Genomic DNA, 24,133 nt, shown 5'->3' with positions numbered 1-24,133 from the left:
AAGTGACCGATGACGACACACAGTTTCCCGCCCGGCTTCCTCTGGGGCGCGGCGACCTCGGCGTACCAGATCGAGGGCAGCCTCGACGCCGACGGGCGGGGGCCCTCGGTGTGGGACACCTTCGCCGCGCGGCCGGGCACCATCGAGGGCGGCGGCGACGGCTCGCGGGCCTGCGACTCGTACCGGCGGTGGGACCGCGACGTGGAGCTGGTCGCCCGGCTCGGCCTGGGCGCGTACCGGTTCTCGGTCTCCTGGTCCCGGATCCTGCCGCAGGGCCGCGGCCGGGTCGAGCCGCGCGGCCTGGACCACTACGAGCGCTTCGTCGACGCGCTGCTCGCCCGCGACGTGACGCCGGTCCTCACGCTCAACCACTGGGACATGCCGGAGGCACTGATGGCCGACGGCGGCTGGGTGGGCCGCTCCAGCGTGGACGCCTTCGCCGAGTTCGCGGCGGCGGTGGCCGACCGGCTCGGCGACCGGGTGCACTGGTGGATCACCCAGAACGAGCCGTGGATCATCGCGCTGCTGGGCTACCAGCTCGGCCTGCACGCCCCCGGCATCCGGGACCTGCGCTCGTCGGTCGCGGCCGGTCACCACGTCCTGCTCGGACACGGCGCGGGCGCCGACGTGATCCACGCCCGCGCGCCACGGGCACGGGTCGGCTGCGCGCTGAGCCTGTTCCCGTGCGACCCGGCCAGTGACGACCCGGCCGACCTCGCCGCCGCCCGGGGATCGGACGGCTACGTGAACCGGTGGTACCTCGACCCCCTGCTCGGCAACGGCTACCCGGCCGACATGTGGGCGCACTACGAACGGGCCCTGGGCGGCGGCCTCGACGACATCATCCGGCCCGGCGACGCCGAGCTGATTGGCGGGCGCAGCGACTTCCTGGGCGTCAACTACTACACCCGCCGCGTCATGGCCGCGGCGCAGGCCGGGCCCGGGCGGCCCTTCCCGTGGCGGGTGGTGGGTCCCTCCGGTGACGTGACCCGCACCGACGAGGGCTGGGAGGTGGCCCCGGACAGCCTCCGTGACCTGCTGATCCGGTTGCACCGCGACCACCCCGGGGTGCCTCTGATGATCACGGAGAACGGGGCGGTGTACGGCGACACCCCCACCCACGACGGGCTGGTGCACGACCAGCGGCGCATCGACTTCCTGCTCGGCCACCTGCGGGCGGTGGGCCAGGCCGTCGACGCGGGCGCGGAGGTGGTGGGCTACCTGCACTGGTCGCTGCTGGACAACTTCGAGTGGGCGCTCGGCTACCGCCCCCGCTTCGGCCTGGTGCACGTGGACTACCCCTCCGGCCGGCTGACCGTGAAGGACTCCGGCCGGGTGTACGCCCAAATCGCCGCCACCGGCCAGCTTCCCGACACCCGCCCCGCCGTGCCGCCGTTCGGCTGACATCGAAGGAGAACTCCCATCAAGCTCACCTCTGGGCCCGGCACCCACACCGTCACGGCTGCCGGCTACGTGTTGCAGGTACGCGGCCCGCAGCGGCTCGCCGTCCTGGCCGACGCGGACGGCCGGATCTGGTCCCGGCTGAGCCTGCTGGCCTCGGTGGACCGGGCCGACCTGGCGGACGAGTCGTACGACTTCGACGAGCCGGTGGTCTCCGCCGGGCAGTACGACGGCGAGGACGTCGTCGAGGTGGAACTGGCCTGCCGCAGCACCGCGTGGACGACCAAGTCGGTCCGGCTGCGCTGCTTCGCCGACCGGATCGAGACGTCGGTCGGCGTCACCGGCTCCGGCACGCTCGGCGACGTCCGGCTGCTGGGCGGCCGGGCGATCCTGCCGAGCGGGGCGTGCGGCACCTTCCGCTCCTCGACCGACTTCGCCTCGGTGTTCAACCCCACCCCCACCGAGCCGGTCCAGGTGGTGCGGCCGGCCTCCGCCGGCGCCGCCCTCGGGATCGTCGGCGACGCCTCGGCCGGGCGGCTGCACGGCGTCTTCTCCCCGCCGCCGCTGTTCCTGGCGTTCGGGCGGGAACCCGCCGCGCACGCCACGCACGTCCCCGGTGGTGGCTGGCTCACCGCGGGAGTGCTGGGTCACGTCGCCGACCTGCGCTTCACCGAGCTGAGGTACGCCCCGTTGGACGGCGGCTTCCTGCTGGAGCTCGACTACGACGGGCACACCCACGTCGACGGGGCGTTCGAGAGCCCCACCGTCGTGCTCCGGCCGGCGGCCGACCCGTGGCAGGGGCTGGCGATGTACCGGGCGGATCTGGTGCAGCGCCGCTTCGCGCCCGCCGCTCCGGTCGCGCCCCGGGCCGGCTGGTGGACCGAGCCGATCTTCTGCGGCTGGGGCGCGCAGTGCGCCGCCGCGCCCATCCCGGGCCAGCCGATGTCGTACCCGTACCACCTTTCGGAACTCGGACCGGCGCTGGTGCCGGACGGCCTGCCGATCGCCTTCGACCTGGCCCGTCAGGACCGGTACGACGGCTGGCTCGGCCGGCTCGCGGAACACGACGTCGTCCCGGGCACGGTGGTGATCGACGACCGCTGGCAGCTGGCGTACGGCACCGCCGAGCCGGACCCGGCCCGCTGGCCCGACCTGCGGTCCTGGATCGACCAGCGGCACGCCGCCGGCCAGCGGGTGCTGCTCTGGTGGAAGGCATGGGACCCGACCGGCCTGCCGGCGGCGGAATGCGTGACCGACCCGGGCGGGCGGCCGGTCGCCGTCGACCCCGGCAGCCCCGCGTACCTCGACCGGCTGGCCGGGATCGTGACCAGGCTGCTCGGCCCGGACGGCCTGGACGCGGACGGCTTCAAGATCGACTTCACCCAGCGCGCGCCGGCCGGCCGGGGGCTGCGGCGACCGGGAGCCCCGGCCGACGCCCCGTGGGGCGTCGCGGCGCTGCACCGGATGCTGGAGACGCTGTACCGGGCCGCGAAGGCGGTCAAGCCGGACGCTCTCGTCGTCACCCACACGCCGCATCCCGGCTTCGGTGACGTCTGCGACATGATCCGCCTGAACGACATCCTCGAACGCGATCCGGCCGGCGGGGTCGTCCCGGCCGTCGACCAGCTCGCCTTCCGGCACGCCGTGGTCGCGGCGACGATGCCCGGCCATCTCGTCGACACCGACCAGTGGCCGATCGCGGACCGGGCGGAGTGGCGCGCGTACGTCGAGGCGCAGCGCCGGCTCGGCGTGCCGGCGCTCTACTACGCCGAACGCATCGACCGCTCCGCCGAGGAGCTGACCGGGGACGACCTCGCCCTGGTGGCCCGCACCTGGCAGGACTACCGGGCCGGGCAGGCCGCGGCCGGCGGTGTTCCGGCGGCGACCGCGCCCCGGCCGGTGGAGGTCGGGTGACCACGGCGGCCGAGGTGGTGGTGTACGCCGCCACCTCGGCCGGCGTGTGCGCGGCCGTGGCGGCCGCGGACGCGGGCGCCGACGTCCTGCTCCTCGAACCGGGCCGGCACGTCGGGGGGATGACCTCCGGCGGACTCGGCTACACGGACGTCGGTGACGTGCGGGTGCTGGGCGGCCCGGCTGCCCGGTTCCGGCGGGAGGTCGCGGAGCACTACGGCGTGCCGGTGGGCCGCTACGCGGGCCCCGAGCCACGGGTCGCCGAGGCGATCTTCCAGCGCTGGCTCGACCACCCGAGGATCCGGCTGGTCACCGACGGCGCGGTGCGCTCGGCGCGGCTGCGGGACGGCCGGATCGTCGAGGTGAGCACCGGCGACGGCCGGACGTTCGCCGGCGGTGTCTTCGTCGACGCGAGCTACGAGGGCGACCTCCTCGCGCTCGCCGGGGTCCCGTACGCGGTGGGCCGGGAGGACCGCACGTCGTACGGGGAGCGCTGGGCGGGACGCCAGGAGCTGCTGCCCGGCCGGCACACCATGCCGCCGTTCATCTCCCCGTTCCTGGAGGACCCGGCGGGCCACCGCGAGGGCCCCGTGCTGCCGCAGCTGCGTACCGGCCCGCTCGCCCCGGTCGGCACGGGCGACGGCGGCGTCATGGCGTACGGCTACCGGGTCTGCCTCACCACCGACGCCGACCGGATCCCGTTCTCCCGCCGCGACGGCTACGACGAGGCCCACTGGGAACTCGGCCGCCGCCTGTTCCACCACTGGCGCCGGCAGGGTTTCGAGCCGGCGGCCGGGGCACTGCTCGGGCTGGAGCCCAACCTGCCGAACGGCAAGTGCGACGGCAACTCGCTCGGGCCGTTCTCGCTCAACGTCCTCGACGGCTCGGCCTGGGAGTATCCCGACGCCGACCCCGTGCGGCGGGAGGAACTGCGGCTGCGCCACCTGCACCACACCCAGGACCTGCTCTGGTTCCTGTCCCACGACCCGGCCGTTCCGGCGGGCGTACGGCGGGAGCTGCGGCGCTGGGGCCTGCCGGCCGACGAGTTCCCCGACACCGGGCACCTGCCGCACCAGCTCTACGTCCGGGAGGCGCGCCGGATGCGCGGTGAGTACGTCCTCACCGAGCACGACCTGCTCGGTGCCCGGCCGCAGCACGACGTCATCGCCCTGGGCTCGTACCACCTGGACGTCCGGGAGGTGCAGCGGACCTGGCGGTGGGTGCCCGAGCATCCCCGGCCGGTGGCGATGGTGTTCACCGAGGGCTACCTGTCGGTCCCGGTGCCGCCGTACCCGATCCCGTACCGCGCGCTCGTGCCCCGCTACGCCGACTGCCTGAACCTCCTCGTCCCCGTCTGCGTCTCCGCCTCGCACGTGGCGTTCTCGTCGATCCGGATGGAGGTGCAGTACCAGATGCTGGGGCACGCCGCCGGGTTGGCCGCCACGCTGGCGCTGCGCGACGGCCGTCCCGTGCAGTCGGTGGACACCCAGCTGCTACAGCGACACCTCCGGGACGCGGGGCAGGTTCTCGGGCTGTGACGTCCCGCCCGGCCGGCCCGCGACCGCGGCCGGCTGTTCCCCCGCGGCGGACACGGGACGGCTCCGGGCCGCGCAGGCGTCCAGCGCGGCCACGACCAGCGCCCTCCCCTCGGCGGTCATCAGCCACGGCGCCAGGCCGTCCGCTCCCAGGAACACGCCGACGCGCGGCGCGGGTGCGCTGGTCCCGTCCGGCAGTCGGGCACCTGGCGGGTAGCGGAACAGGGCCGGGCGGTTCTCGTCGACGACCAGCGCCACGATCTGTGCGTCCGGCCCGACCTCGGCCACCGTCAGCTTGGCCGGTCCCCGGTAGACCGGGACCACGTCGTCGAGCCCGGCGGCGCCGGGGTCGGCGGGGTCCACGATCCGCACCCGGTCGCGGGCGAGCAGCACCTCGCTGTGCCGGGCGAGCCCGAGCGGGACGAGGCCGTGCCACGCCAGCAGCGGTGCGTCGGCGCGGGCGACCGCCTCGATCGCCGGCCCGTCGGCGCCCCGGGTGACGACGACGAGCGACGCCGCCGCGACCTCGTCGGGGCCCGGCGCGTGGTGCCGGCGCACCGCGTATCCCCGTTCGCCGAGTAACGCGGTGAATGCCTCGTCCCCGGCGGTCCGGCGCTCGCCGGTGACCAGCAGTGCCACCGGCCGGCCGTCGGCGCGCGCGGCCTGGCCGTCGGCGTCCCGCTCCGCCTGTCCGGGCAGCCCCGGCTGCGCCTGACCGGTGCGGTCCAGTACCTCCCGCACGAACGGCGGGACGACCGAGCGCAGGACGTCGGCGTAGTGGCTCTCGGCCCGCGCCAGGGCCCGCCGGGTCTCCTCGCCCGCGTCGGTGGTCGCGGTGTCCAGCAGGCGGACGGCCGCCAGCCCCGCCGCCGCCATGTCGGCGCCCGCGACGAGCCAGGGGCGCAGGGCCGCCACCAGCGGTTCCGGCTCGGTCGCCGCGCGGCACGCCCGGGCCAACCCGGTGAGGCGCCCGGTCAGCACGTCGGCGGCGCCCGGCCGCCCGGCGAGGGTGTCGCCCACCGCCCGGACCAGCTCGGCGTCCGGTTCGGCGCTCGGCGGCCAGGAGTCGCAGACCCGGATCAGCGGCGCCAGGTGCTCCGCTCCGGCTCCGGCCACCGTGGCCAGCGCACGCCGGGCCGACGTCGCCGGGTCGTAGCCGTCCGGGTCGCGGGCCCAGTCGGCCACCGACAGCAACGGGATCCGGGACGGCACGGCCTGGATCATCGGGTTGGTGAGCACCCCGACCAGCGGCGAGCCGGCCAGCTCGGTGGTACGCCCGGTGAGCGGACCGAGGAAGAGCCGGCTCGGCTCGAAGTCGTTGACCGGGAAGTTGTCCCACAGCACCAGGCGGCGCCGGTAGCTGGCCGAGGCCCTGTCGATGTCCGACCGGCTGATCTCGCCCACCACGATGTCGTGCCCGGTCCAGGCCACCGTGACGTCGGGCGGGGCGGTCGCGGCGAACCGCCGGCGGTACGGGGTCTCCTCGACCCCGGCATAGTCCGTGGGGCAGACCAGCAGCGGCTCCCGGATGCCGCGAGGCGTGAGGAACTCCGCCACGAACCGGGTGCACGTCTCGCCGTGCGCGGCGCCGGCCGCCCCGGCGCCGGGCCAGCGGTCGACCTCCTCGGGCCGGGTCAGTTCGGCCGGTACGTCGTCGAAGAACAGGGCGAACGAGGTCACTCCGGCGTCGTACAACTGGGCGGCCTTCTCGGCGAGCGCCCGGTAGTCCACCTCCTCGGCGAACCGCATCGAGAGGCCGGGGCTGATCGCGTACGTGAAGCGGATGCCCAGCGCACGGGCGGTCTCCGCCAGCTCGGCGAGCCGGGCGAGGTCGGGCGCCGGGTAGCGGTGCCGCCAGCGGGCCCGGTGGTAGGGGTCGTTCTTCGGGGCGTAGACGTACGCGTTCAGGCCGATGCGGGCGGAGAACTCCAGGTGCGCCAGGCGCTCGGCGTGCGACCAGGGCGGCCCGTAGAAACCCTCGACGGTGCCGCGGGTGGACAGGGCGGGGGGCGGCTGACCAGCCGGGGACGGGATGTAAGCCGACATTCTGGGAACGTTATCAGCAGGCTCTTCCCTTATGAACCAACGCTTGTCTTGGTGCGAAAACTGAATCTTCCCCAAGAGCTATGGGATCGATACCATGCCGCACATGACCGCGTCGCGCGTATCGGAGATTGCGCCCGGCATCTTCCGGGTAAGGGACACCTGCAACGTCTACGTGGTGCGCTCGCCGGAAGGGTCCGCGGGACCGGGCGGCGTGCCCGGCCAGGGCGCCGCCCCGGCCCCGCGCACCGCCTTCGCCATCGACTTCGGCTCCGGTCTGGCGCTCGACCACCTGGCCGAGATGGGGATAGACCGGATCACCGACGTCCTGATGACCCACCATCACCGCGACCAGGGTCAGGGCCTGCCGCTGGCGGTGGCCGCGGGCATCCGGATCCACGTGCCGCCGGTCGAGCGGGACCTGTTCGCCGACGTGGAGGGGATGTGGCAGGCGCGCACCCTCCACAACGACTACAACCTGCGGCAGGACAGGTTCTCGCTGCTGGAGTCGGTACCGGTGCACGACGTGGTGCCCGAGTACCGGCGGCGCGCGTACGCCGGGAGCACCGTCGAGGTGCTGCCCACGCCCGGCCACACCACCGGATCGGTGACCTACCTCGTCGAGCGCGACGGCCGTCGCCTCGCGTTCACCGGCGACCTGATCTACGCCCCCGGCAAGGTCTGGTCGCTGGCCGCCACGCAGTGGTCGTACACCGACAACGAGGGCCCGGCGATGACGGTGCTGAGCTGCTACCAGCTCATGGAGCGCGACCTCGACCTGCTGCTGCCCTCGCACGGCGAGGCGATGGACGAGCCGCGGGCGGCCCTGGGCCTGCTCGCCACCCGGATGGGCCAGTACGTCGACTCGCGCCGCCCGTACCCCTGGGACCTGCGCGACCGGCTGGACAACCCGTTCACCGCGCTCACCGAGCACCTGCTGTTGAACCGGACCAGCAACTCGTGCAGCTACGTCCTGCTGTCGCAGACGGGCGCGGCACTCGTGATCGACTACGGCTACGACATGACCACCGGCCTGCCCTCGGGCACCGACCGGGCGTCGCGCCGCCCCTGGCTGGCCTCCCTGCCGGCGCTGCGGCGCCACCACGGCGTCACGTCGATCGAGGTGGCCCTGCCGACCCACTACCACGACGACCACGTGGCCGGCATGAATCTGCTGCGGGACGTGGCGGGCACCGAGATCTGGGCGCCGGAGAACGTGGCCGGGATCCTCGAGGAGCCCATGGTCCAGGACCTGCCGTGCACCTGGTACGACCCGATCCCCGTGGACCGGCGGCTCCCGCTGGGCGAGAGCTTCACCTGGCACGAGTACGAGATCATGGTCCACGAGCTGCCCGGCCACACCCTCTACGCGGCGGCGTACGAGTTCGTGGTGGACGGAGTGACCGTCCTGGTCACCAGCGACCAGCAGGTCGGCGCGGGAGTGCGGGGCGGCCCCCGTGAGGTCCTGAACTACCAGTACCGCAACCGCTTCCGCATCGGCGACTACCGGGCGAGCGCCGACCTGTACCGCCGGGTCGGCCCGGGGCTGATGGTCTCCGGGCACTGGTCGCCGCGGTGGGTCACCGACGACTACCTGGAGCTGTTGACCGAGGCGGGCGACGAACTCGTCCGGATCCACCGGGACCTGCTGCCGCTGGACGAGGGCGAGGTCGTCGAGGACGGCGTACTCGCCCGAATTGCGCCGTACTACTCGCGGGCGCAGACTGGCACGGTCGCCCGCTTCGTCGTCAGCGTGAGCAACCCACGACCCTCCGTCGAGAAAGCCGTGGTATGTCTCGTGCTGCCGGTAGGCTGGGTCGCTGTGCCGGACGTCGCGGCGATCTCGTTGCCCCCGCTCGGGCGGGGGGAGATCGAGGTCGAGGTGACGATGACAGGGCCGGCGCGGCGGCGGGCCCGGATGGCCGCCGATGTGAGCATCGGCGATCTCCACCTGGGTCAGCACGCGGAGGCGCTGGTGGACGTGACAGAAGCTGGGTCGACGTGACGGAAGCTGGACAGGTGGCCGAATGAACAGTGGGCTGACGGTGCCCGACGGGTTCCCTCCGGCACGTCGGCCTACCATCCGGGAGGTCGCCGAGACGGCCGGGGTGTCCCGATCGACCGCCTCCCGGGCGCTGACCGGTCGCGGTTACGTCGCACCGGCGGTGCGGGACCGGGTCCGGGAGGTCGCCCGCAGCCTCGGCTACGTGCCCGACGCGACCGCCCGACACCTGCGGCAGCAGGCCAGCCAGTCGATCGGCGTGCTGGTGTCGGACCTGAACAACCCGTTCTACGCGGGGCTCGCGGCCGGCATCAGTCAGCAGGCCCGCAAGCGGCAGTACACGATGATGCTGGCCGACGACGGCGGCTCCCCGGAGGTCGAGGCGGAGGCGGCCGAGGCGTTCGTGGCCCTGCGGGTGGCCGGGGTCATCGTCACCCCCGTGTCGGCGGAGATCAGCACCTACCTGGCGCGGCAGCGGATCCCGGTGGTGGAGGTGGACCGCCAGTTCTCGCTGGGCGCCTGCGACGCCGTCATGGTCGACAACAGCAGTGCCGCCCGGCAGGTCACCTCGCAACTGCTGGACCTCGGTCACCGGCGCATCGCGATGGTGATCGACGAGATGCACTGGACGACCGGCCGGGACCGGCTCGCCGGCTACCGGGCGGCGTTCGCGGCGGCCGGCGTGCCGTTCGACGACTCGCTGGTGGTCAGCGCCGGCTGGGACGTGGACGCCGCCCGCATCGAGGCACACAAACTGCTCAGCCGGCCAGAGCCGCCGACCGCCGTGTTCGCCGCCAACAACGTCCTGGCCGAGGCCGTGTGGCGGGCCGCGACCGAACTCAACCTGACCATCCCGGACCAGCTCAGCCTGGTGTCGTTCGACGACGTCTCGTGGATGAGCCTGGTCCAACCCGGGGTGACCGCCGTGGCCCAGGATCCGGTGGCCCTCGGCGAGGCGGCCATCTCCCAACTCTTCGAGCGCATCCAGTCGCCGCTCGCGCCGGTGCGCACCGTGCTGCTCTCGGCCACGGTCACCTCCCGCGGCTCGACGGCCCCGCCCCCCGCCCGCTGACCAGGGCGGCGACGCCTCGCGCCCGACCGCACCGGCACGCCCGCGCCACCGTGACCCGCCCGGCACGCACCCGGGCACCCTCCCTTGACGACGTCCGGGCTCACTCATAGGCTCTGTCTGGGATCGATCCCATAGACCGCTCGCCCTTCCGACGGCCGCGCCGGCGACCCCGCGGGCATCCCGCCGCACCAGCCCCCGGGGCCGACCGAAAGGACTCCTATGACCGACCCTGACCCGTTCGCCCTGCCGCCCGTCGGCAGCCCGGTCCCGGTTCTGGCCCTCGACATCGGCGGCACGAAGCTGGCCGTGGGCGTGGTGACGGCCGACGGCTCCTGCCACGGCCTGGTGGTGGAGCCCACCCGCCGGGAGGACGGCTGGCGCGTCGTGACACGACGGCTCTTCGAGATGGGCCGCCGCGCCGTCGAACTCGCCGGCCTCGGCCCCGTCCAGGCGGTGGGCATCGCCTGCGGCGGACCGTTGGACGGCCCGTCCGGCAGGCTGCTGTCCCCACCGCACCTGCCCGGCTGGACCGACGTGCCCATCGGGCCGCTCGCGGCGGACGCGTTCGGGGTGCCGTTCGCGCTGCAGAACGACGCGACCGTCGGCGCCGTCGCCGAGTACCGCTTCGGCGCCGGCCGGGGCACCGCCACCATGCTCTACCTGACCGTCTCGACCGGGGTCGGCGGTGGCGCCATCGTCAACGGCACCCTGCACCGCGGCGCCGCGGGCAACGGCGGAGAGTTCGGGCACCTGACCGTGCACCGGGGCGGCCGGCAATGCGGCTGCGGACGGCACGGCTGCGTCGAGGCGTACGCCTCGGGCACGTCGATCGCCCAGCGCGCCCGTGAGGCACTGGCCGGCGGCGCGGCCTCGTCGATGTCGGCGCTGCCCACGTTGACCGCCGCGGACGTCTCGGCGGCGGCCGCCGCCGGTGACCCGCTCGCCGTGCGGGTGTGGGCCGAGACCGTCGACCTGCTCGGCGCGGCGGTCACCGACCTCGTGAACGTGTTCGAACCCGATCTGGTGGTGCTGGGCGGCGGGGTCACCCGGGCCGGGGCCATGCTGATCGACCCGATCCGCGCCCTCGTGGCGCGGGAGGCCATGGCGCCGGCCGCCCGTGCCGCCCGTGTCGCCCTGGCCGAACTCGGCGACCTGGTCTGTGTGGTGGGCGCCGGAACCATCGGCCACGACCTGCTCGACGAGGCCGCTCTGGCCGGCGGGCTGGCCCAGGACCTACGAGTGGAGCGAGCCCATGTCTGACTGGTTGGAGACCCAACTGGGCGACCACGTGGCCGTCGCCGAGGCGACCGCCACGCTGACCGACGACATCCGAGCGGTGGGCAGCCTCGTCTGCGACCGGCTCAGCCGCGGCGGCGTCGTCTACACCCTCGGCAACGGTGGTAGCGCCGCGGACGCGCAGCACCTCGCCGGTGAACTCATCGGCCACTACAAGCGCGACCGCAGGCCACTGCCCGCGGTGACACTGAGCACCGACGCCAGCGTGATGACCTGCATCGCCAACGACTACTCGTACGAGGACGTCTTCTCCCGCCAGGTGCGCGCGCTCGCCCGCCCGGACGACGTGGTCATCGCCTTCACCACCTCAGGGCGGTCCCCCAACGTCGTGGCGGCCCTCGCCGCCGGGCAGGCCAACGGCGCCACGACGGTGCTGTTCGCCGGCGGCGACGGCGGTCCGGCCCGGATCCACGCCGACCACGCCCTGCTCGTGCCCAGCAAGAGCACCCAGCGGATCCAGGAGATGCACACCCTGATGTTGCACGTGATCAGCGAGATGGTCGACGCGTGGGCCGCCGGCGAGGAGCCCACGGCGTGACCGAGCCCGACCACCGCGACGACGCCGGCATCCCGCTGCCGGAGGCACCGGCGGAACCGCCCCGGCAGCGGACGGCGGCGCCGGCCCCCGCCGGGCACCCGGCGGCGCCGGTCGCCAACGCTCCCTCCGGCGACCAGCCGCCCGGCCTGTACCCCGCGCGCCGCCCGGCGGCGACGCCGCAACGCACCCTGCACATGATCGGTAACGCCCATCTCGATCCGGTCTGGCTGTGGCCGTGGCAGGAGGGCTACCAGGAGGCCCGGGCCACCTTTTGGTCGGCGATCCACCGGATGGAGGAGTATCCGGACTTCGTGTTCACCTGCAACCAGGTGGTGCTGCTGAGCTGGGTGGAGGAGTCCGACCCGGAGCTGTTCGCCCGGATCAGGGAACGGGTCGCCGAGGGCCGCTGGCAGATGGTCGGCGGCTGGTGGGTGGAGCCCGACTGCAACATGCCCTCGGGCGAGTCGTTCGTCCGGCAGGGGCTCTACGGCCAGCGCTACCTCAAGGAGAAGTTCGGGGTCACCGCCACGGTCGGCATGAACGTCGACCCGTTCGGGCACCACGGCATGCTGCCGCAGATCCTGCGCGGCCAGGGCATGCACGCGTACTGCTTCCTGCGGCCCGGCCCGCACGAGTCCAGCCTCACCGGCACCGCCTTCTGGTGGGAGTCGCCCGACGGTTCCCGGGTGCTCGCCTACCGGATCCCGTTCGAGTACTGCAGCCCGCCCGGTGACGTGGCGGGGCAGACCGACAAGTCGCTCGGCGTGCTCGACCACGGCCTGGGCGACATGATGATCTACTTCGGCGTCGGCAACCACGGCGGCGGGCCCACCCGGGCCAACATCGAGTCCATCCACCGCTACGACCGGATGGGCTCGTTCGGCCGGATGGTCATCTCCTCGCCGGCCCGCTACTTCGACGAGTTCGCCAAGAACCAGGGCGCCGAAGGGCTGGCGAAGCTCCCGGTGTGGCGGGACGACCTGCAGATGCACGCCCCGGGCTGCTACTCGGCGCATTCCGGGATCAAGCTCTGGCAGCGCCGCGCGCAGGCCGCGATCCTGTCCGCGGAGCGGTGGGCGGTGATCGGCTCGACGCTGTTCGGGCTGGACCACCCCACCGACGAGCTCGGCCGGGCCTGGCGGCAGATCCTGTTCAACCAGTTCCACGACGTGCTGCCCGGCTCCGCCATCGAGAGCGCGTACGACGACGCCCGCGACCAGCTCGGCGAGGCGGTGGCGGTCGCCAAGCGGATCGTCACGCGTACGCACAACGTGATCGCCCGGCACGTCGACATCCCGCTGGCCGAGGGCACCCAGCCCGTCCTGGTCTTCAATCCCCATCCCTGGCCGGTGACGGCGCAGGTGGAACTCCAGTACGGCGCGCAGCCCACCGGGGTGCACGTGGTGGACGCCGACGACCGCGTGACGGTCGCCCAGCGGACCCAGTCGGTGGCCACCACGGACGACAAGGGACGCGGGGCGACGGTGTTCGAGGCGGTGCTGCCGCCGCTTGGCTACCGGCTCTACCGGCTGCGCTCCGGTGCCGCGCCGACGGACGCGCAGGTCAGCGAGCGGCACACGGGCAGCCTGCGGGCCACCGACACGGTCCTGGAGAACGACCTGCTCCGGGTGGAGATCGACCCGGAGACCGGGTGGCTGCGCGGGTTGCTCGACAAGCGGACCGGGGTGGACCTGGTGGCCGACGCCAGGGGCGAGCACACCCAGATCTGCCAGGACCCGACGGACACCTGGGGGCACCGGGTCGTCTCGTACCGGTGGCCCGGGACGCCCATGCGGACGAGCCGGGTCACCCTGCGCGAGGCGGGGCCGCTGCGCGCCCGGCTCCGGGTGGAACGGGAATGGAACCGCTCCACCCTGGTGGAGGAGTTCATCCTCGGGCACCGCGACGACCACGTCGAGGTCCGGGTGACCCTCGACTGGCGGGAGCGGGCGCACCTGCTCAAGCTCTGCTTCCCGACGGCCGTGAGCGACCCGGTCGCCACCTACGAGATCCCGTTCGGCTCCATCGGGCAGCCGGTCGACGGCGGGGAGAACCCCGCACAGTCGTGGGTGGACGTCACCGGCACGGTGGGCGGCCGGCCCGCCGGGCTCGCGGTGGTCAACAACGCCAAGCACGGGTACGACGTCTCGCCCGGCACTCCCGGCGGGGACACCCCGAGCATCGGCATCACGGCCGTGCGCAGTCCCGTCTACTCCTGGCACGATCCGCGCCAGCTCGATCCGGACGGGTTCTACTCGTACCAGGACCAGGGGATCCAGTCCTTCCGCTACCTGCTCGTGCCGCACGGGGGCGACTGGCGGCAGGCCGGCCTGGCCCGGCGGGCGGCCGAGCTGGGCGCGCCGGTCCGGGCCATGTTGGAGAGCTTCCACCGGGGTCCGTTGCCGGCCGAGCAGAGCTACCTGTCGGACGGCGGTGACCAGGTGATGGTGACCGCGGTGAAGGGCCACGAGGACGGCGGCCCGACCCCGGACCTGATCGTCCGGGCGGTGGAGACCACCGGCCGGCCGGCCCGGGTCCGCATCGACCTGCCGGTGCTCGGGCGGGTCGTCGAGGCCGACTTCGGTCCCAGTCAGCTCCGCACCTTCCGGGTGCCGGTCGACGGGGGCGCCGTGCGGGAGGTCGACCTCATCGAGTGGGACCTCGCCGAGGCGTCGCCCGGGTCGGTCACGGAGTCGACGATGCCGGCGGCGCCGGGCGGGCGGCGCAGCACCGAGCCCGACCACGAGTCCTCCGACGCGACGATGCCGGCCGAGCGGCTGGCCCCGAACCAGCGCCGCCGCGAGGTCGGCTGAGCCCCGGCGCGGGACCGCTCCCCCGCTGACCCCGCCCCCCGCGTCCGGGGCGGGGTCAGCGGGGCGGGACCAGGAGGGTGGGGTCGGCCAGTGCCTGCTCGCAGGCGAGCAGCAGCACTCCCACGCTCCACGCGTGCGACAGCGTCAGCAGCATGCCCTTCGGCTGGAAGCAGGCGGTCTGGTAGTACCGCTCGCTCACCATTCCCCGGTACGCGTTGAAGTCGCCGTCGAAGCGCGCCACGAACTGGCGGAAGCAGGCCAGCGCCTCGCGCGCACGCTCGACGTAGTGCGGGTCGCCGCAGGCGGCGGAGAGTTCCGCGAACTCGGCGGTGCAGATCAGCCCGTACGCGTGCAGGTGCTGGTTGGAGGGCGAGGCGTTGTCGGCCCCCCGGGTGGCGAACCGGTAGGTGTGCAGCAGGGTGCCGGCCGGGAACGCGGTGTTGTACGTGTACCGGAAGGTCAGCGTCCAGTCGGCGGCGCGGCGGGCGAGGTCCAGCCAGCGCCGCTCGCCGGTGCGGCGGTGCAGCGCCAGGTACGCCATCACGGCGACGTAGCCGTCCTCCGAGGTGGGGGCCAGGTCCACGTCCTCCGGCGCGCCGTGCAGGAACTCGCTCTCCACGAACGGCGCGTAGTACGCCCCGGCCCGGACGGCGGCGGCCAGGTAAGCGCCCCCGGCGCCGTCCGGCCCGTCCCAGCGGGCGGCCTCGGCCAGCGCGCCCACCCAGGCCAGTCCCGCGCAGCCGGCCCAGGAGAGCACCTCGCCGGTCAGCGCGTGGTGGGTCGAGCCGAGGTTGCCGTCCGGCCGTTGCCGGGCGACGACCGCGTCGAGGTTGGACCGTACCGCGTGGACCCACGCCGGCCGCGTACCGCGCGGGTCGCCGTCGATTTCCAGGGCCCGGACGAGGAACTGCGTCGCCTCGGCGAGGGTGCGCGAGTGCAGCGTGTGCGGCACCGGTGACCAGCTCTGCGACCAGCCCCGGTGGCGGTACCAGACGCCCCAGAAGGTGCCGGACGGGGACAGCTCGGCGCAGCAGAAGTCGATGACCCGTTCCGCGGCCGTGACGTCGGCCGTCGCGCCGACCCGCCGGCCGTGTGCCAGCAGCGCGTACGCCCACGGGATGCCGCTGATCCAGCCCACGTGCATGGCCTGCCGGTCCACGGGCAGCCCGTCCTGGCCGCTGATGCCCCGGTCGAACGCGACCGTCTCCAGCAGCACGCCGGGCTCGGCGTAGTGCCACCGGCGCAACCCCTCGGCGGCCAGCGTCGCGGCCTGCGTGACGTCGACCCAGGGCCGCAGCGGGGCGGCCGCGGCCTGGCGGGCGTGCTCCTCGCGCAGCACGGCCGCGTAGCCGTGCCGGTCCCGGTCCAGCGCGTAGACGGCGAACTCCAGTTCCACCCGCTCGCCCGGGTGCCAGGTGTGCGTGCTGACCTCTGCGGGCCCCGGCACCGCGGATCCGTCGTAGCTGACCGGGGCCTCCCGGAACGGAAACGTCAGGTGCAGGTGTCCGCGGCCGCGCCCGGCGTCGTGCCCGAACCCCAGCCCGGTCATGCCGAGGGCGGTGGTCTCGTCGGCGACCAGGGCGACGCCGCCCTCGCCGGCCCAGCCGAACACCGCCGGGGTGGCCGCCCGGTCGGCCCGGAACTCCCAGTGGTCGCTCACCATGCCGGCGTGGTCGACGCCGTCGACCGCGAACCGGGGATACACCCGTAGGCAGTCCGCCGGCCGGTTCTCGCCGTAGAACGCGCCGGGCAGCAGCCACCACGGCGGGTCGGGGTCGGCGGCGAGGTCCACCCGGTACCGGATTCCCGCGTCCACCACCGTCTCGCCCCGGTACTCGACGGTCAGCCGGACGTTCCGTCGCCCGGTGGCCGACGGCGGCGCCCAGTCGACGGTGGCCGTGAACGGCCCGTCGGCGGCCGGTTCGGCACGGCCGTCGGCCCAGACGACGTCGACCGTGCCGGGCGCCGAGCCGACTGTCTGACCGGCCGTGTTGCGCAGTGGCGTGGGAGCTGCGACCGCAGCGGGCAGGGGGCCGGTCACCTTGGCGTGCACATCCTTCGCTCTCTGGGATCGATACCACTATTGAGCCGCCAAGATAGCGGAAGTACCCCTACTGGGCCAGGGATCGGACGGACAGAACGCATTGACACGAGCAAAAAGCGTGTGGTTGCGTCTGTGGATTCGTTCCCACAAGCGGCCCCGGCCGCTCACCCCCCCCCCGGGAGCTTCCCGATGCATCGCTCTCTGTCCAACCTGACCCAGCGGATCGACCGGGTGCTGCTCGAACGGTTGATCCCCGCGATCTACCGCGACGTCGAACCCGTGACCGTCGAGGCGGCCCACCTGCCCGGCGAGCCGGTGCCCGCCGATGTCGGGCTGGCGCTGCCCTACGCGCCGTTCACCGTGGGCCAGTTCTGGGGCCCCGCCTGGAGCACCACCTGGTTCCGGTTCACCGGCGAGGTGCCCGAGCGGATGCGCGGCGGGCGGGTGGAACTGATCGTCGATCTCGGCTTCGAACGGGCCGGGCCCGGCTTCCGCTCGGAGGGTCTCGCGTACACGGCGGACGGCACGCCGATCAAGGGCATCGAGCCGCGGACGGCGTACGTGCCCGTGGCGCGGGAGGCGGCCGGCGGCGAGCGCGTCGAGGTGTACGTCGAGGCCGCGGCGAACCCCCGCTTCGACGGCACCGTCACGCAGCTCGGGGACCGGGAGACCGCCCCCGACACGCCGCTCTACCGGCTCGACCGGGCGGAACTGGCGATGCGGGACGAGGAGGTGTACGCGCTCGTCCTGGACGTGCAGGTGCTGCACCAGCTCGCCCTGGAGCTGGCCGTGACCGACCCGCGGCACCACGAGATCCGTCGCGCCCTGGAGCTGATGCTCGACGAGCTGGACCTCGGCGACCTCACCGGCAGCGCGCCCGCCGCCCGCAAGCGGCTGGCCGGCGTCCTCGCCTCCCCGGCGGCGGCGAGCGCCCACCGGGTCACCGCCGTCGGTCACGCGCACATCGACTCCGCCTGGCTCTGGCCGGTACGCGAGACGATCCGCAAGTGCTCGCGCACCTTCTCGAACGTCGTGGCGCTCGCCGACGAGTACCCCGAGCTCGTCTTCGCCTGTTCCTCCGCCCAGCAGTACGCCTGGCTGCGCGAGCACCACCCGCAGGTGTACCGCCGCGTGGCGGAGAAGGTGGCCAGCGGGCAGTTCCTGCCGGTCGGCGGCATGTGGGTGGAGTCCGACACGAACATGCCGGGCGGCGAGGCCCTGGTACGCCAGTTCACCCAGGGCAAGCGGTTCTTCGCCGCCGAGTTCGGCGTCGAGCCACGCGAGGTCTGGCTGCCGGACTCGTTCGGCTACTCCGGGTCCCTGCCGCAGCTCGCCCGCCTCGCCGGATTCCGCTGGTTCCTCAGCCAGAAGATGTCCTGGAACCAGACCAACCGCTTCCCGCACCACACCTTCTGGTGGGAGGGCATCGACGGGAGCCGGATCTTCACCCACTTCCCGCCGGCCGAGACGTACAGCTCGGAGCTGAGCGGGCGCGAGCTGGCGTTCGGGGTCGCCAACTTCACCGAGCACGGGCGCTCCACCGCGTCGCTGCTGCCGTTCGGCTACGGCAACGGCGGCGGCGGGCCGACCCGGGAGATGCTGGAGATCGCCCGCCGGGTCGCCGACCTCGAGGGCTCGCCCCGGCTGGCCATCCGCACCCCGGCCGAGTTCTTCGCCGAGGCGGAACACGAGTACCCGGACGCGCCCGTGTGGAACGGCGAGATGTACCTCGAATACCACCGGGGCACGTACACCAGCCAGTCGGCGATGAAGCGCGGCAACCGGCACACCGAGCACCTGCTGCGCGAGGCCGAGCTGTGGTGCGCCACGGCGGCGGCGCGGACCGGCCACGAGTACCCGTACGACGAACTGGACGCCATCTGGCAGGAGACCCTGCTGCTGCAGTTCCACGACATCCTGCCGGGTAGCTCGATCGCCTGGGTGCACCGCGAGGCCCGGCAGACGTACGCGAGACTGGCCGACCGCCTCGAGACGCTGATCGACGCGGCGCTCGCGGCGCTCACCGGCCCGGGCTCGGTGCCGCTGGTCGCCAACGCCGCGCCGCACGCGCGGCCCGGCGTGCCGGCGCTCGGGATCGCGACGACCCGCGCGGACGGCACCGCGCCCGACGTCGCCGCTGACGGGGTGTCGGTGCGGACGGGCCCGGACGGCACCGTGCTGGACAACGGCCTGCTCCGGGTGCGCATCGCCGCCGACGGGACCGTCGCGGCGATCCGCGACCTGGTGGCCGACCGGGAGGTGCTGCCGGCCGGCGCCCCGGCCAACGTCCTGCAACTGCACCCGGACCTGCCGAACAAGTTCGACGCCTGGGACGTCGACGAGTTCTACCGCAACCGGCGGCACGACCTCACCGAGGTCACCGGGCTGACGGTCCAGGCCGACGATCCCCGGCGCGTCCGCGTCCGGATCAGCCGCAACGACCGGAACTCCGCGTACGTGCAGACGGTGTCCCTCGCCGCCGGGGAGCGGGTGCTGCGGTTCGAGACCGAGGTGGACTGGCACGAGCGGGAGACGTTCCTCAAGGTGGCCTTCCCCGTCGACGTCCAGGCCCCGCACTCCAGCTCGGAGATCCAGTTCGGCCACCTTCAGCGGCCTACCCACACCAACACCTCGTGGGACGCGGCGCGCTTCGAGATCTGCGCGCACCGGTGGCTGCACGTCGGCGAACCGGGATACGGCGTGGCGCTGGTCAACGACGGCACGTACGGCCACGACGTGACGCGCCGGCCGCCCGGTGACGCGCAGGGCGCGCAGCCGACCACCGTGCGGCTGTCCCTGCTGCGCGGCCCCCGCTATCCCGACCCGGACACCGACCGGGGCGCGCACCGCTTCGGCTACGCGCTGGTCTGCGGGGCGGAGATCGAGGACGCGGTACGCGAGGGCTACCGGGCCAACCTGCCGGTGCGCCGGCGCACCGGCGGGCACCCGGTGGACCCGCTGATCGAGGTCAGCGACCCGGCCGTCGTGGTGGAGGCGGTGAAGCTGGCCGACGACCGCTCCGGCGACGTGATCGTCCGGCTGTACGAGTCGCTCGGCGGGCGCGCCCGCGCCCGCCTGCGCACCTCGTTCGACCTCGCCGAGGCGCGGGTGGTCGACCTGCTGGAGCGGGTGGACGAGTCGGTCGCCGCGCTGGCCCCGATCACGGTCGAGGGCGACGCCGTCCACCTCGCCCTGACGCCGTTCCAGGTGGTGACGCTCCGGCTCAGGCCGGCGCGGGCCTGAGAGAGCGTGGTGACACCCGGGCGTGATCTTCGCTGAGTCCGTCAGCGAAGATCACGCCCGGGTCGCTGGGGTCAGGACGGCGGGTCGGCGCGGCGCAGCGTCACGTCGGCGACCCCGTGGCCGGCGACGGTCACCGGGCCGCCGCCGGTCACCCCCGGGCCGGCCCAGTCGACGGTGGCCGTCACCGGTTCGGCGCCGATGTTGCGCAGTCGTACCCGCACCGCCTGCCCGCCGGCCGGCCGGACCTCGGCGAGCAGGCGGTCCGCCGGTTCCACCCGGAGCCCGCTGCCGCCCGCCACGGCGACAGGTCCCGCGTAGCGCCGCGCCTGCAGCGGTTCCAGCAGGTTCCGGCCGTACACCCGGACCTGCTCGCGGGTCACGGGGCCGGGGCGCGCGGCGAACCGGTACCGGTACCGCCGGGTCCCGTCCTGGCTCGCCTGGAAGTTGGTGAAGTGCAGGTTGTTCATCAGCCAGCTGTTCACCTGCCCACCGGCCACCGCGAGGGTCCGCGCCCACCGCCCGGTGTGGAAGCCGCCCACCTGCACCAGCGGCGCGTCGAAGCTGCCCCACAGGATGCCGTGGTCGCGGTTGGTCACGCCGACGGCGTGCTGGACCGAGTACCAGTCCTTGCTGGTGTCCGGGAGCTGTTCGGTCTCGGCCGCGTACACCGCGCCGGTGGTCTCCAGCAGGAACTCCGGGTCGGGCACCGCGAACGGGAACGCCACGAAGATGCTCTCCGGTTCCAGTCGCGCGGGCTTGACCAGGTGCACGTCGAGGTCCACGACGTCGACGTCGCGGTAGAGGGTGAGCGCCACGGTGGCCGCCGGGAGATCCGGCGGGGTGACCCGCCACGTGATGGTGGCCAGCTCGGCCGACTCGGCGATGGTCGGTTCGTCTTCGCCCCGGGCGACCAGCCGTTCGAAGTCCGGCCCCGGGTGGTCCGGATGGAAGTCCTTGGGCGAGCGCACCACCATCGGGTGCTCGCAGCCGGCGGGGATCCTCTCGATCACGACGGCGCCCAGCCCGTGCGGCACGGCGGTGTCCACCAGTTCGCGACCGTCGCGCTGGTCGACCAGGGACACCACACCGCCGCGCGCCGGATCGACCACCACCCGGTACGGCCCCTTGGCGATCTCCCGGCCGTGCCGCGCCGTCGACGCCGCTGCGGGCGGCGGCAGCATGGCCACACCGAAGGCCGGCGCCCGGGCGACCAGCCGGCACCGGCGGGTGGTGTCCAGCTCGACCTCGACGGGCTCGGTCCGGTCCCGCTCGGTCGGGTTGACCACGAGGATCCCGTCGCCCGCGGCCGGCACGGGCGCCGCGTCGGCCGGGCCCGCGCCGCTCGCCGCAAGCCGGAACATCCCCTCGACGGCCAGGTCGCGCGCGAGGTCGTACGCCTGGTACGCGAAACCCGCCTTGGCGTTCCAGTGCGAGTGGCTGAAGGTGGAGTGCGGCTTGGAGTACGTCTCCCAGGAGCCCCAGGTGTGCTCGCCGAAGAGCAGCAGGTCCTCGTCCACCCTGGCCAGGTCGGCGACCAACTCGTCCTCGTCGCGCAGCCGCGTCGGCCCGCGCCGGTAGCCGAGCACGTGGGCGAGGGCCGGTTCGCCGTCCCCCCTGAGCATGCTCAGCCCGAGACTCGTCTGGGCCGCCCGGGCGAACGACCGGGCCTCCCGGTAGACGGCCACCTCCCGGGCCGTGGAGCCGTGGCCGTGCGACCACCAGTCCGACCACTCGCCGCGTACGACCGGCACGTCCGCCCGGCTGGCCTGCGACTCCAGCAGGTCGAGGGCCTCGTCGATGGTCGCGGTGCGCATCGGCGGGTTGCCCGGTACGGAGTTCCAGTGCCGCACCACGTCGAGGAACAACGGCGTCGGCCAGCGGTTGTCGTTCGCCGCGTGGACCACCGCGACGTCGTACGGGTAGTCCGGGCGCGCCGCCAGTCGCTCGACGAAGGCCGCGATGTGGCGTTGCGCGGCGACCACGTCGCCGTCGACGATCCCCCACTCCTCGCCGATGCCGTAGTGCGTGGAGAGCCACACGAACACCCGGTCGCCGCTGGGACCCTCCCACCAGAACCCGGTCGGCTGCTCGTACGGCGCCCGGCCGTGGTCGGGGTTGAGCGCCATCACGAGCCGGGACATCCCCGCCCGGCGCATCGCGTCGACGGCGCCCCAGGGGATCCCGTTGACGTCGCCGTGCTGCTCGGTGCGGACGGGCAGCCCGGCGGCCCGCAGCGCCTGGAGCGCGTCGTACGCCGCCCCGAACTCCGCATCGGACGGCAACTGGGTCATGTTGAGGTAGCCACCCGTCACGGCGACCCGCCCCTCGTGCACGAGTTGCCGCAGCCGCGCCGCCTCGGCCTCGCCGGTCTCGGCGAGGTGGCGCAGCACGGGCCGGGCCACCTCGAACGTCCAGCGGAACTGGGCCGGGCCCGGTTGCGGGTACGCCTCGCAGAGCCGCAGCACCTCGGCGACGACGCGCCGGTGCTGGTCGTCCAGCAGCCGCGGGCTGTTGGTGTAGCCCACGTCGTGGTGGGTATGTCCGATGAGCAGGATCTGGCTGATGGCCGGCACTCAGGCCCCCAATTGTGGCATCGTTGTCACACCGGATCCAACTCCACTTCGGCCAGTCTGACAACCCCAGTTTTGCCGCTGACCTGGGCCGATATCTAATGGAAACATTCTCCACTTGTGTCCGGTGTCACGTTCGGATACGGTCCCGCCTGGTACGGATTCCATGCTGACTTCAGCCTCTTGAGGGCCGGCCCTGCCGGCCCCGCACGCCGTCGAAGGGACCCAGATGAGGAAAAGGCGAGCTGCCTTCATAGCCGCAGGCGTCGCCGCCGCACTTGTCGCGACTGCCGCCTGTGGCTCGTCCGAAGGCGACAACGGCGGCGAGGCCGCGAACTTCGACGCCAAGCCCACCGGCACCTTGAGTGCCTGGGGCTTCAACAACGCCGACGACGTCGGCAAGGCCCGGATCGAGTACGCGGCGAAGCAGCTCGACGGCGTCAAGATCGAGATGGACCAGACCGGCTTCGACGCGCAGAAGTTCACCACCCGTCAGGCCAGCGGCAACGTCCCCGACGTGGTGCAGATGGACCGCGAGCTGGTCCTCACCTACGCCGCCCAGGGCCTCATCCAGCCGCTGGACAAGTGCCTGGAGGTCAACAAGGTCACCAAGGACCGCTGGTACCCGTCCGTGGCCAACGACGTCACGTACAAGGGCCAGATGTGGGCGGTGCCGCAGTTCTACCAGCCGGCGGCGATCATCCTGAACAAGAAGGCCATGGACGCGGCGGGCGTGCAGGACGCCGACATCGACACGTCGAACCCCGACAAGCTGCTCGCCGCCGTCGCGAAGATGTACAAGGCCAGCAACGGCGTGCCGACGACGCTCGGGTTCAACCCGCAGGCGACCGGCCAGATCAATCTCTGGCTCGTCGGCATGGGCGGCAAGCTCGCCGACGCGGACGGCAAGCCCACCCTGGACGACCCGAACAACGTGGCCGCGCTCGAGCTGCTCAAGAAGATCGTGGACGCGCAGGGCGGGTTCGCCAAGTACAAGAGCTTCACCGACTCGTTCGACATGTTCGGCGAGAAGAACCAGTTCGTCCAGAACCAGGTCGGGGCGGAAGTGGACGCCCAGTGGTACCCCAACGTCCTCTCGCCGTACAAGGACAAGATCAAGCTGGGCGCCGTGCCGTTCAAGGGCAAGGACGGCAACCCGGTCACCCAGGCCGGCGGCACCTCGTTCGTGATCCCCGCCCAGGCCAAGAACCCCTCGGCCGCCTGCAAGTGGGCGCTCGCGCTGACCGAGGAGGGCTCCTGGAACGCCGCCGCCGAGGCCCGGGCCAAGACGGTGCAGGAGAAGAAGTCCATCAACACCGGCCTGTTCACCGGGTCGCCGGTGTCCGACAAGGCCATCCGGGAGAAGTTCGTCAAGCCCAGCGGTGACGCCGGCTTCGACCAGGTGATCAGCACGTACTACGAGGTCGCGGGCGCCGGCAAGAGCGTGGGAGCCTCGCCGGCCGGCCAGCAGATCAAGCAGGAGCTGCTGAACGCCGTCACCGCGACGCTGCTCGGCAGCAAGCCCGCCCAGCAGGCGCTCGCCGACGCCCAGACGGCATCGATGAGCGCGTACAAGACCGTTACCGGCGGCTGACCGCCAGCAACGTTCCTCGTGGGGCGTGGCGGGCCCTCGCATGGCGCGGGAGCCCGCCACGCCGCATTGTG

At 73.3% G+C, this 24,133-nt stretch carries 13 protein-coding genes; 10 read left to right on the top strand and 3 right to left on the bottom strand.

The window, feature by feature from the left end; genetic code table 11:
• The first annotated feature begins 9 nt into the window (after nt 1-9).
• The 3 genes from AB0G08_RS06185 to AB0G08_RS06175 all read left to right on the top strand — a co-directional run bounded on the left by AB0G08_RS06185 (nt 10) and on the right by AB0G08_RS06175 (nt 4,850).
• Nucleotides 10-1,404, top strand: a complete 1,395-nt coding sequence (locus tag AB0G08_RS06185) for a GH1 family beta-glucosidase (RefSeq protein WP_358083880.1) — start codon at nt 10-12, stop codon at nt 1,402-1,404.
• Nucleotides 1,405-1,473: 69 nt separating this feature from the next.
• Entirely contained in the window at nt 1,474-3,315 is a 1,842-nt protein-coding gene (locus tag AB0G08_RS06180; RefSeq protein WP_358083877.1) for a hypothetical protein, read from the top strand.
• The gene (locus tag AB0G08_RS06175; RefSeq protein ID WP_358083874.1) at nt 3,312-4,850 is read left to right on the top strand and encodes an FAD-dependent oxidoreductase; all 1,539 of its coding nucleotides are present in this window, start codon (nt 3,312-3,314) and stop codon (nt 4,848-4,850) included. The genes AB0G08_RS06180 and AB0G08_RS06175 overlap by 4 nt, the downstream gene beginning before the upstream one ends.
• Here the strand turns inward: AB0G08_RS06175 and AB0G08_RS06170 are convergent.
• Nucleotides 4,806-6,893: a protein O-GlcNAcase gene (locus AB0G08_RS06170; RefSeq protein WP_358083871.1), complete on the bottom strand. Its 2,088-nt coding sequence runs from the start codon at nt 6,891-6,893 to the stop codon at nt 4,806-4,808. The two genes, AB0G08_RS06175 and AB0G08_RS06170, sit on opposite strands and share 45 nt — an antisense overlap.
• 103 nt (nt 6,894-6,996) lie before the next feature.
• Here AB0G08_RS06170 and AB0G08_RS06165 point away from each other — a divergent pair, with 103 nt between their 5' ends.
• The 5 genes from AB0G08_RS06165 (at nt 6,997) to AB0G08_RS06145 (ending at nt 14,611) form a co-directional block, all read left to right on the top strand.
• Nucleotides 6,997-8,895 carry an MBL fold metallo-hydrolase gene (locus AB0G08_RS06165; RefSeq protein ID WP_358083869.1) on the top strand — a complete coding sequence of 633 codons (1,899 nt, stop codon included), beginning with the start codon at nt 6,997-6,999 and terminating at the stop codon, nt 8,893-8,895.
• A gap of 22 nt (nt 8,896-8,917) precedes the next feature.
• Entirely contained in the window at nt 8,918-9,964 is a 1,047-nt protein-coding gene (locus AB0G08_RS06160; protein WP_358083866.1) for a LacI family DNA-binding transcriptional regulator, read from the top strand.
• A gap of 219 nt (nt 9,965-10,183) precedes the next feature.
• Nucleotides 10,184-11,224 carry an ROK family protein gene (locus AB0G08_RS06155; RefSeq protein WP_358083863.1) on the top strand — a complete coding sequence of 347 codons (1,041 nt, stop codon included), beginning with the start codon at nt 10,184-10,186 and terminating at the stop codon, nt 11,222-11,224.
• Nucleotides 11,217-11,798 (top strand): SIS domain-containing protein, encoded by a 582-nt coding sequence (locus tag AB0G08_RS06150; protein ID WP_358083860.1) that lies wholly within the window; start codon nt 11,217-11,219, stop codon nt 11,796-11,798. Before AB0G08_RS06155 ends, AB0G08_RS06150 begins: the two co-directional genes overlap by 8 nt.
• Nucleotides 11,795-14,611 (top strand): glycoside hydrolase family 38 C-terminal domain-containing protein, encoded by a 2,817-nt coding sequence (locus AB0G08_RS06145; protein ID WP_358083857.1) that lies wholly within the window; start codon nt 11,795-11,797, stop codon nt 14,609-14,611. Before AB0G08_RS06150 ends, AB0G08_RS06145 begins: the two co-directional genes overlap by 4 nt.
• A gap of 55 nt (nt 14,612-14,666) precedes the next feature.
• Here the strand turns inward: AB0G08_RS06145 and AB0G08_RS06140 are convergent, their stop codons facing one another.
• Nucleotides 14,667-16,652 carry a hypothetical protein gene (locus tag AB0G08_RS06140; RefSeq protein ID WP_358083854.1) on the bottom strand — a complete coding sequence of 662 codons (1,986 nt, stop codon included), beginning with the start codon at nt 16,650-16,652 and terminating at the stop codon, nt 14,667-14,669.
• Between the two features lie 192 nt (nt 16,653-16,844).
• On the opposite strand from AB0G08_RS06140, the gene AB0G08_RS06135 reads away from it, so the two are divergent.
• The gene (locus AB0G08_RS06135; protein ID WP_358083851.1) at nt 16,845-19,898 is read left to right on the top strand and encodes a glycoside hydrolase family 38 C-terminal domain-containing protein; all 3,054 of its coding nucleotides are present in this window, start codon (nt 16,845-16,847) and stop codon (nt 19,896-19,898) included.
• Nucleotides 19,899-19,969: 71 nt separating this feature from the next.
• Here AB0G08_RS06135 and AB0G08_RS06130 read toward each other — a convergent pair whose 3' ends face one another.
• Nucleotides 19,970-22,471 carry a hypothetical protein gene (locus AB0G08_RS06130; RefSeq protein WP_358083848.1) on the bottom strand — a complete coding sequence of 834 codons (2,502 nt, stop codon included), beginning with the start codon at nt 22,469-22,471 and terminating at the stop codon, nt 19,970-19,972.
• A gap of 226 nt (nt 22,472-22,697) precedes the next feature.
• Between AB0G08_RS06130 and AB0G08_RS06125 the strand changes: the two genes are divergently transcribed.
• A complete protein-coding gene (locus AB0G08_RS06125) occupies nt 22,698-24,062 on the top strand; it encodes a hypothetical protein (protein WP_358083845.1) in 1,365 nt (454 codons plus the stop codon).
• Nucleotides 24,063-24,133 lie beyond the last annotated feature (71 nt).

This window comes from Micromonospora sp. NPDC023644, from assembly GCF_040640115.1.
GTDB lineage: Bacteria > Actinomycetota > Actinomycetes > Mycobacteriales > Micromonosporaceae > Micromonospora.
Note: the sequence above shows the minus strand (reverse complement) of the source record. Positions and strands in the feature narration are given on the sequence as shown.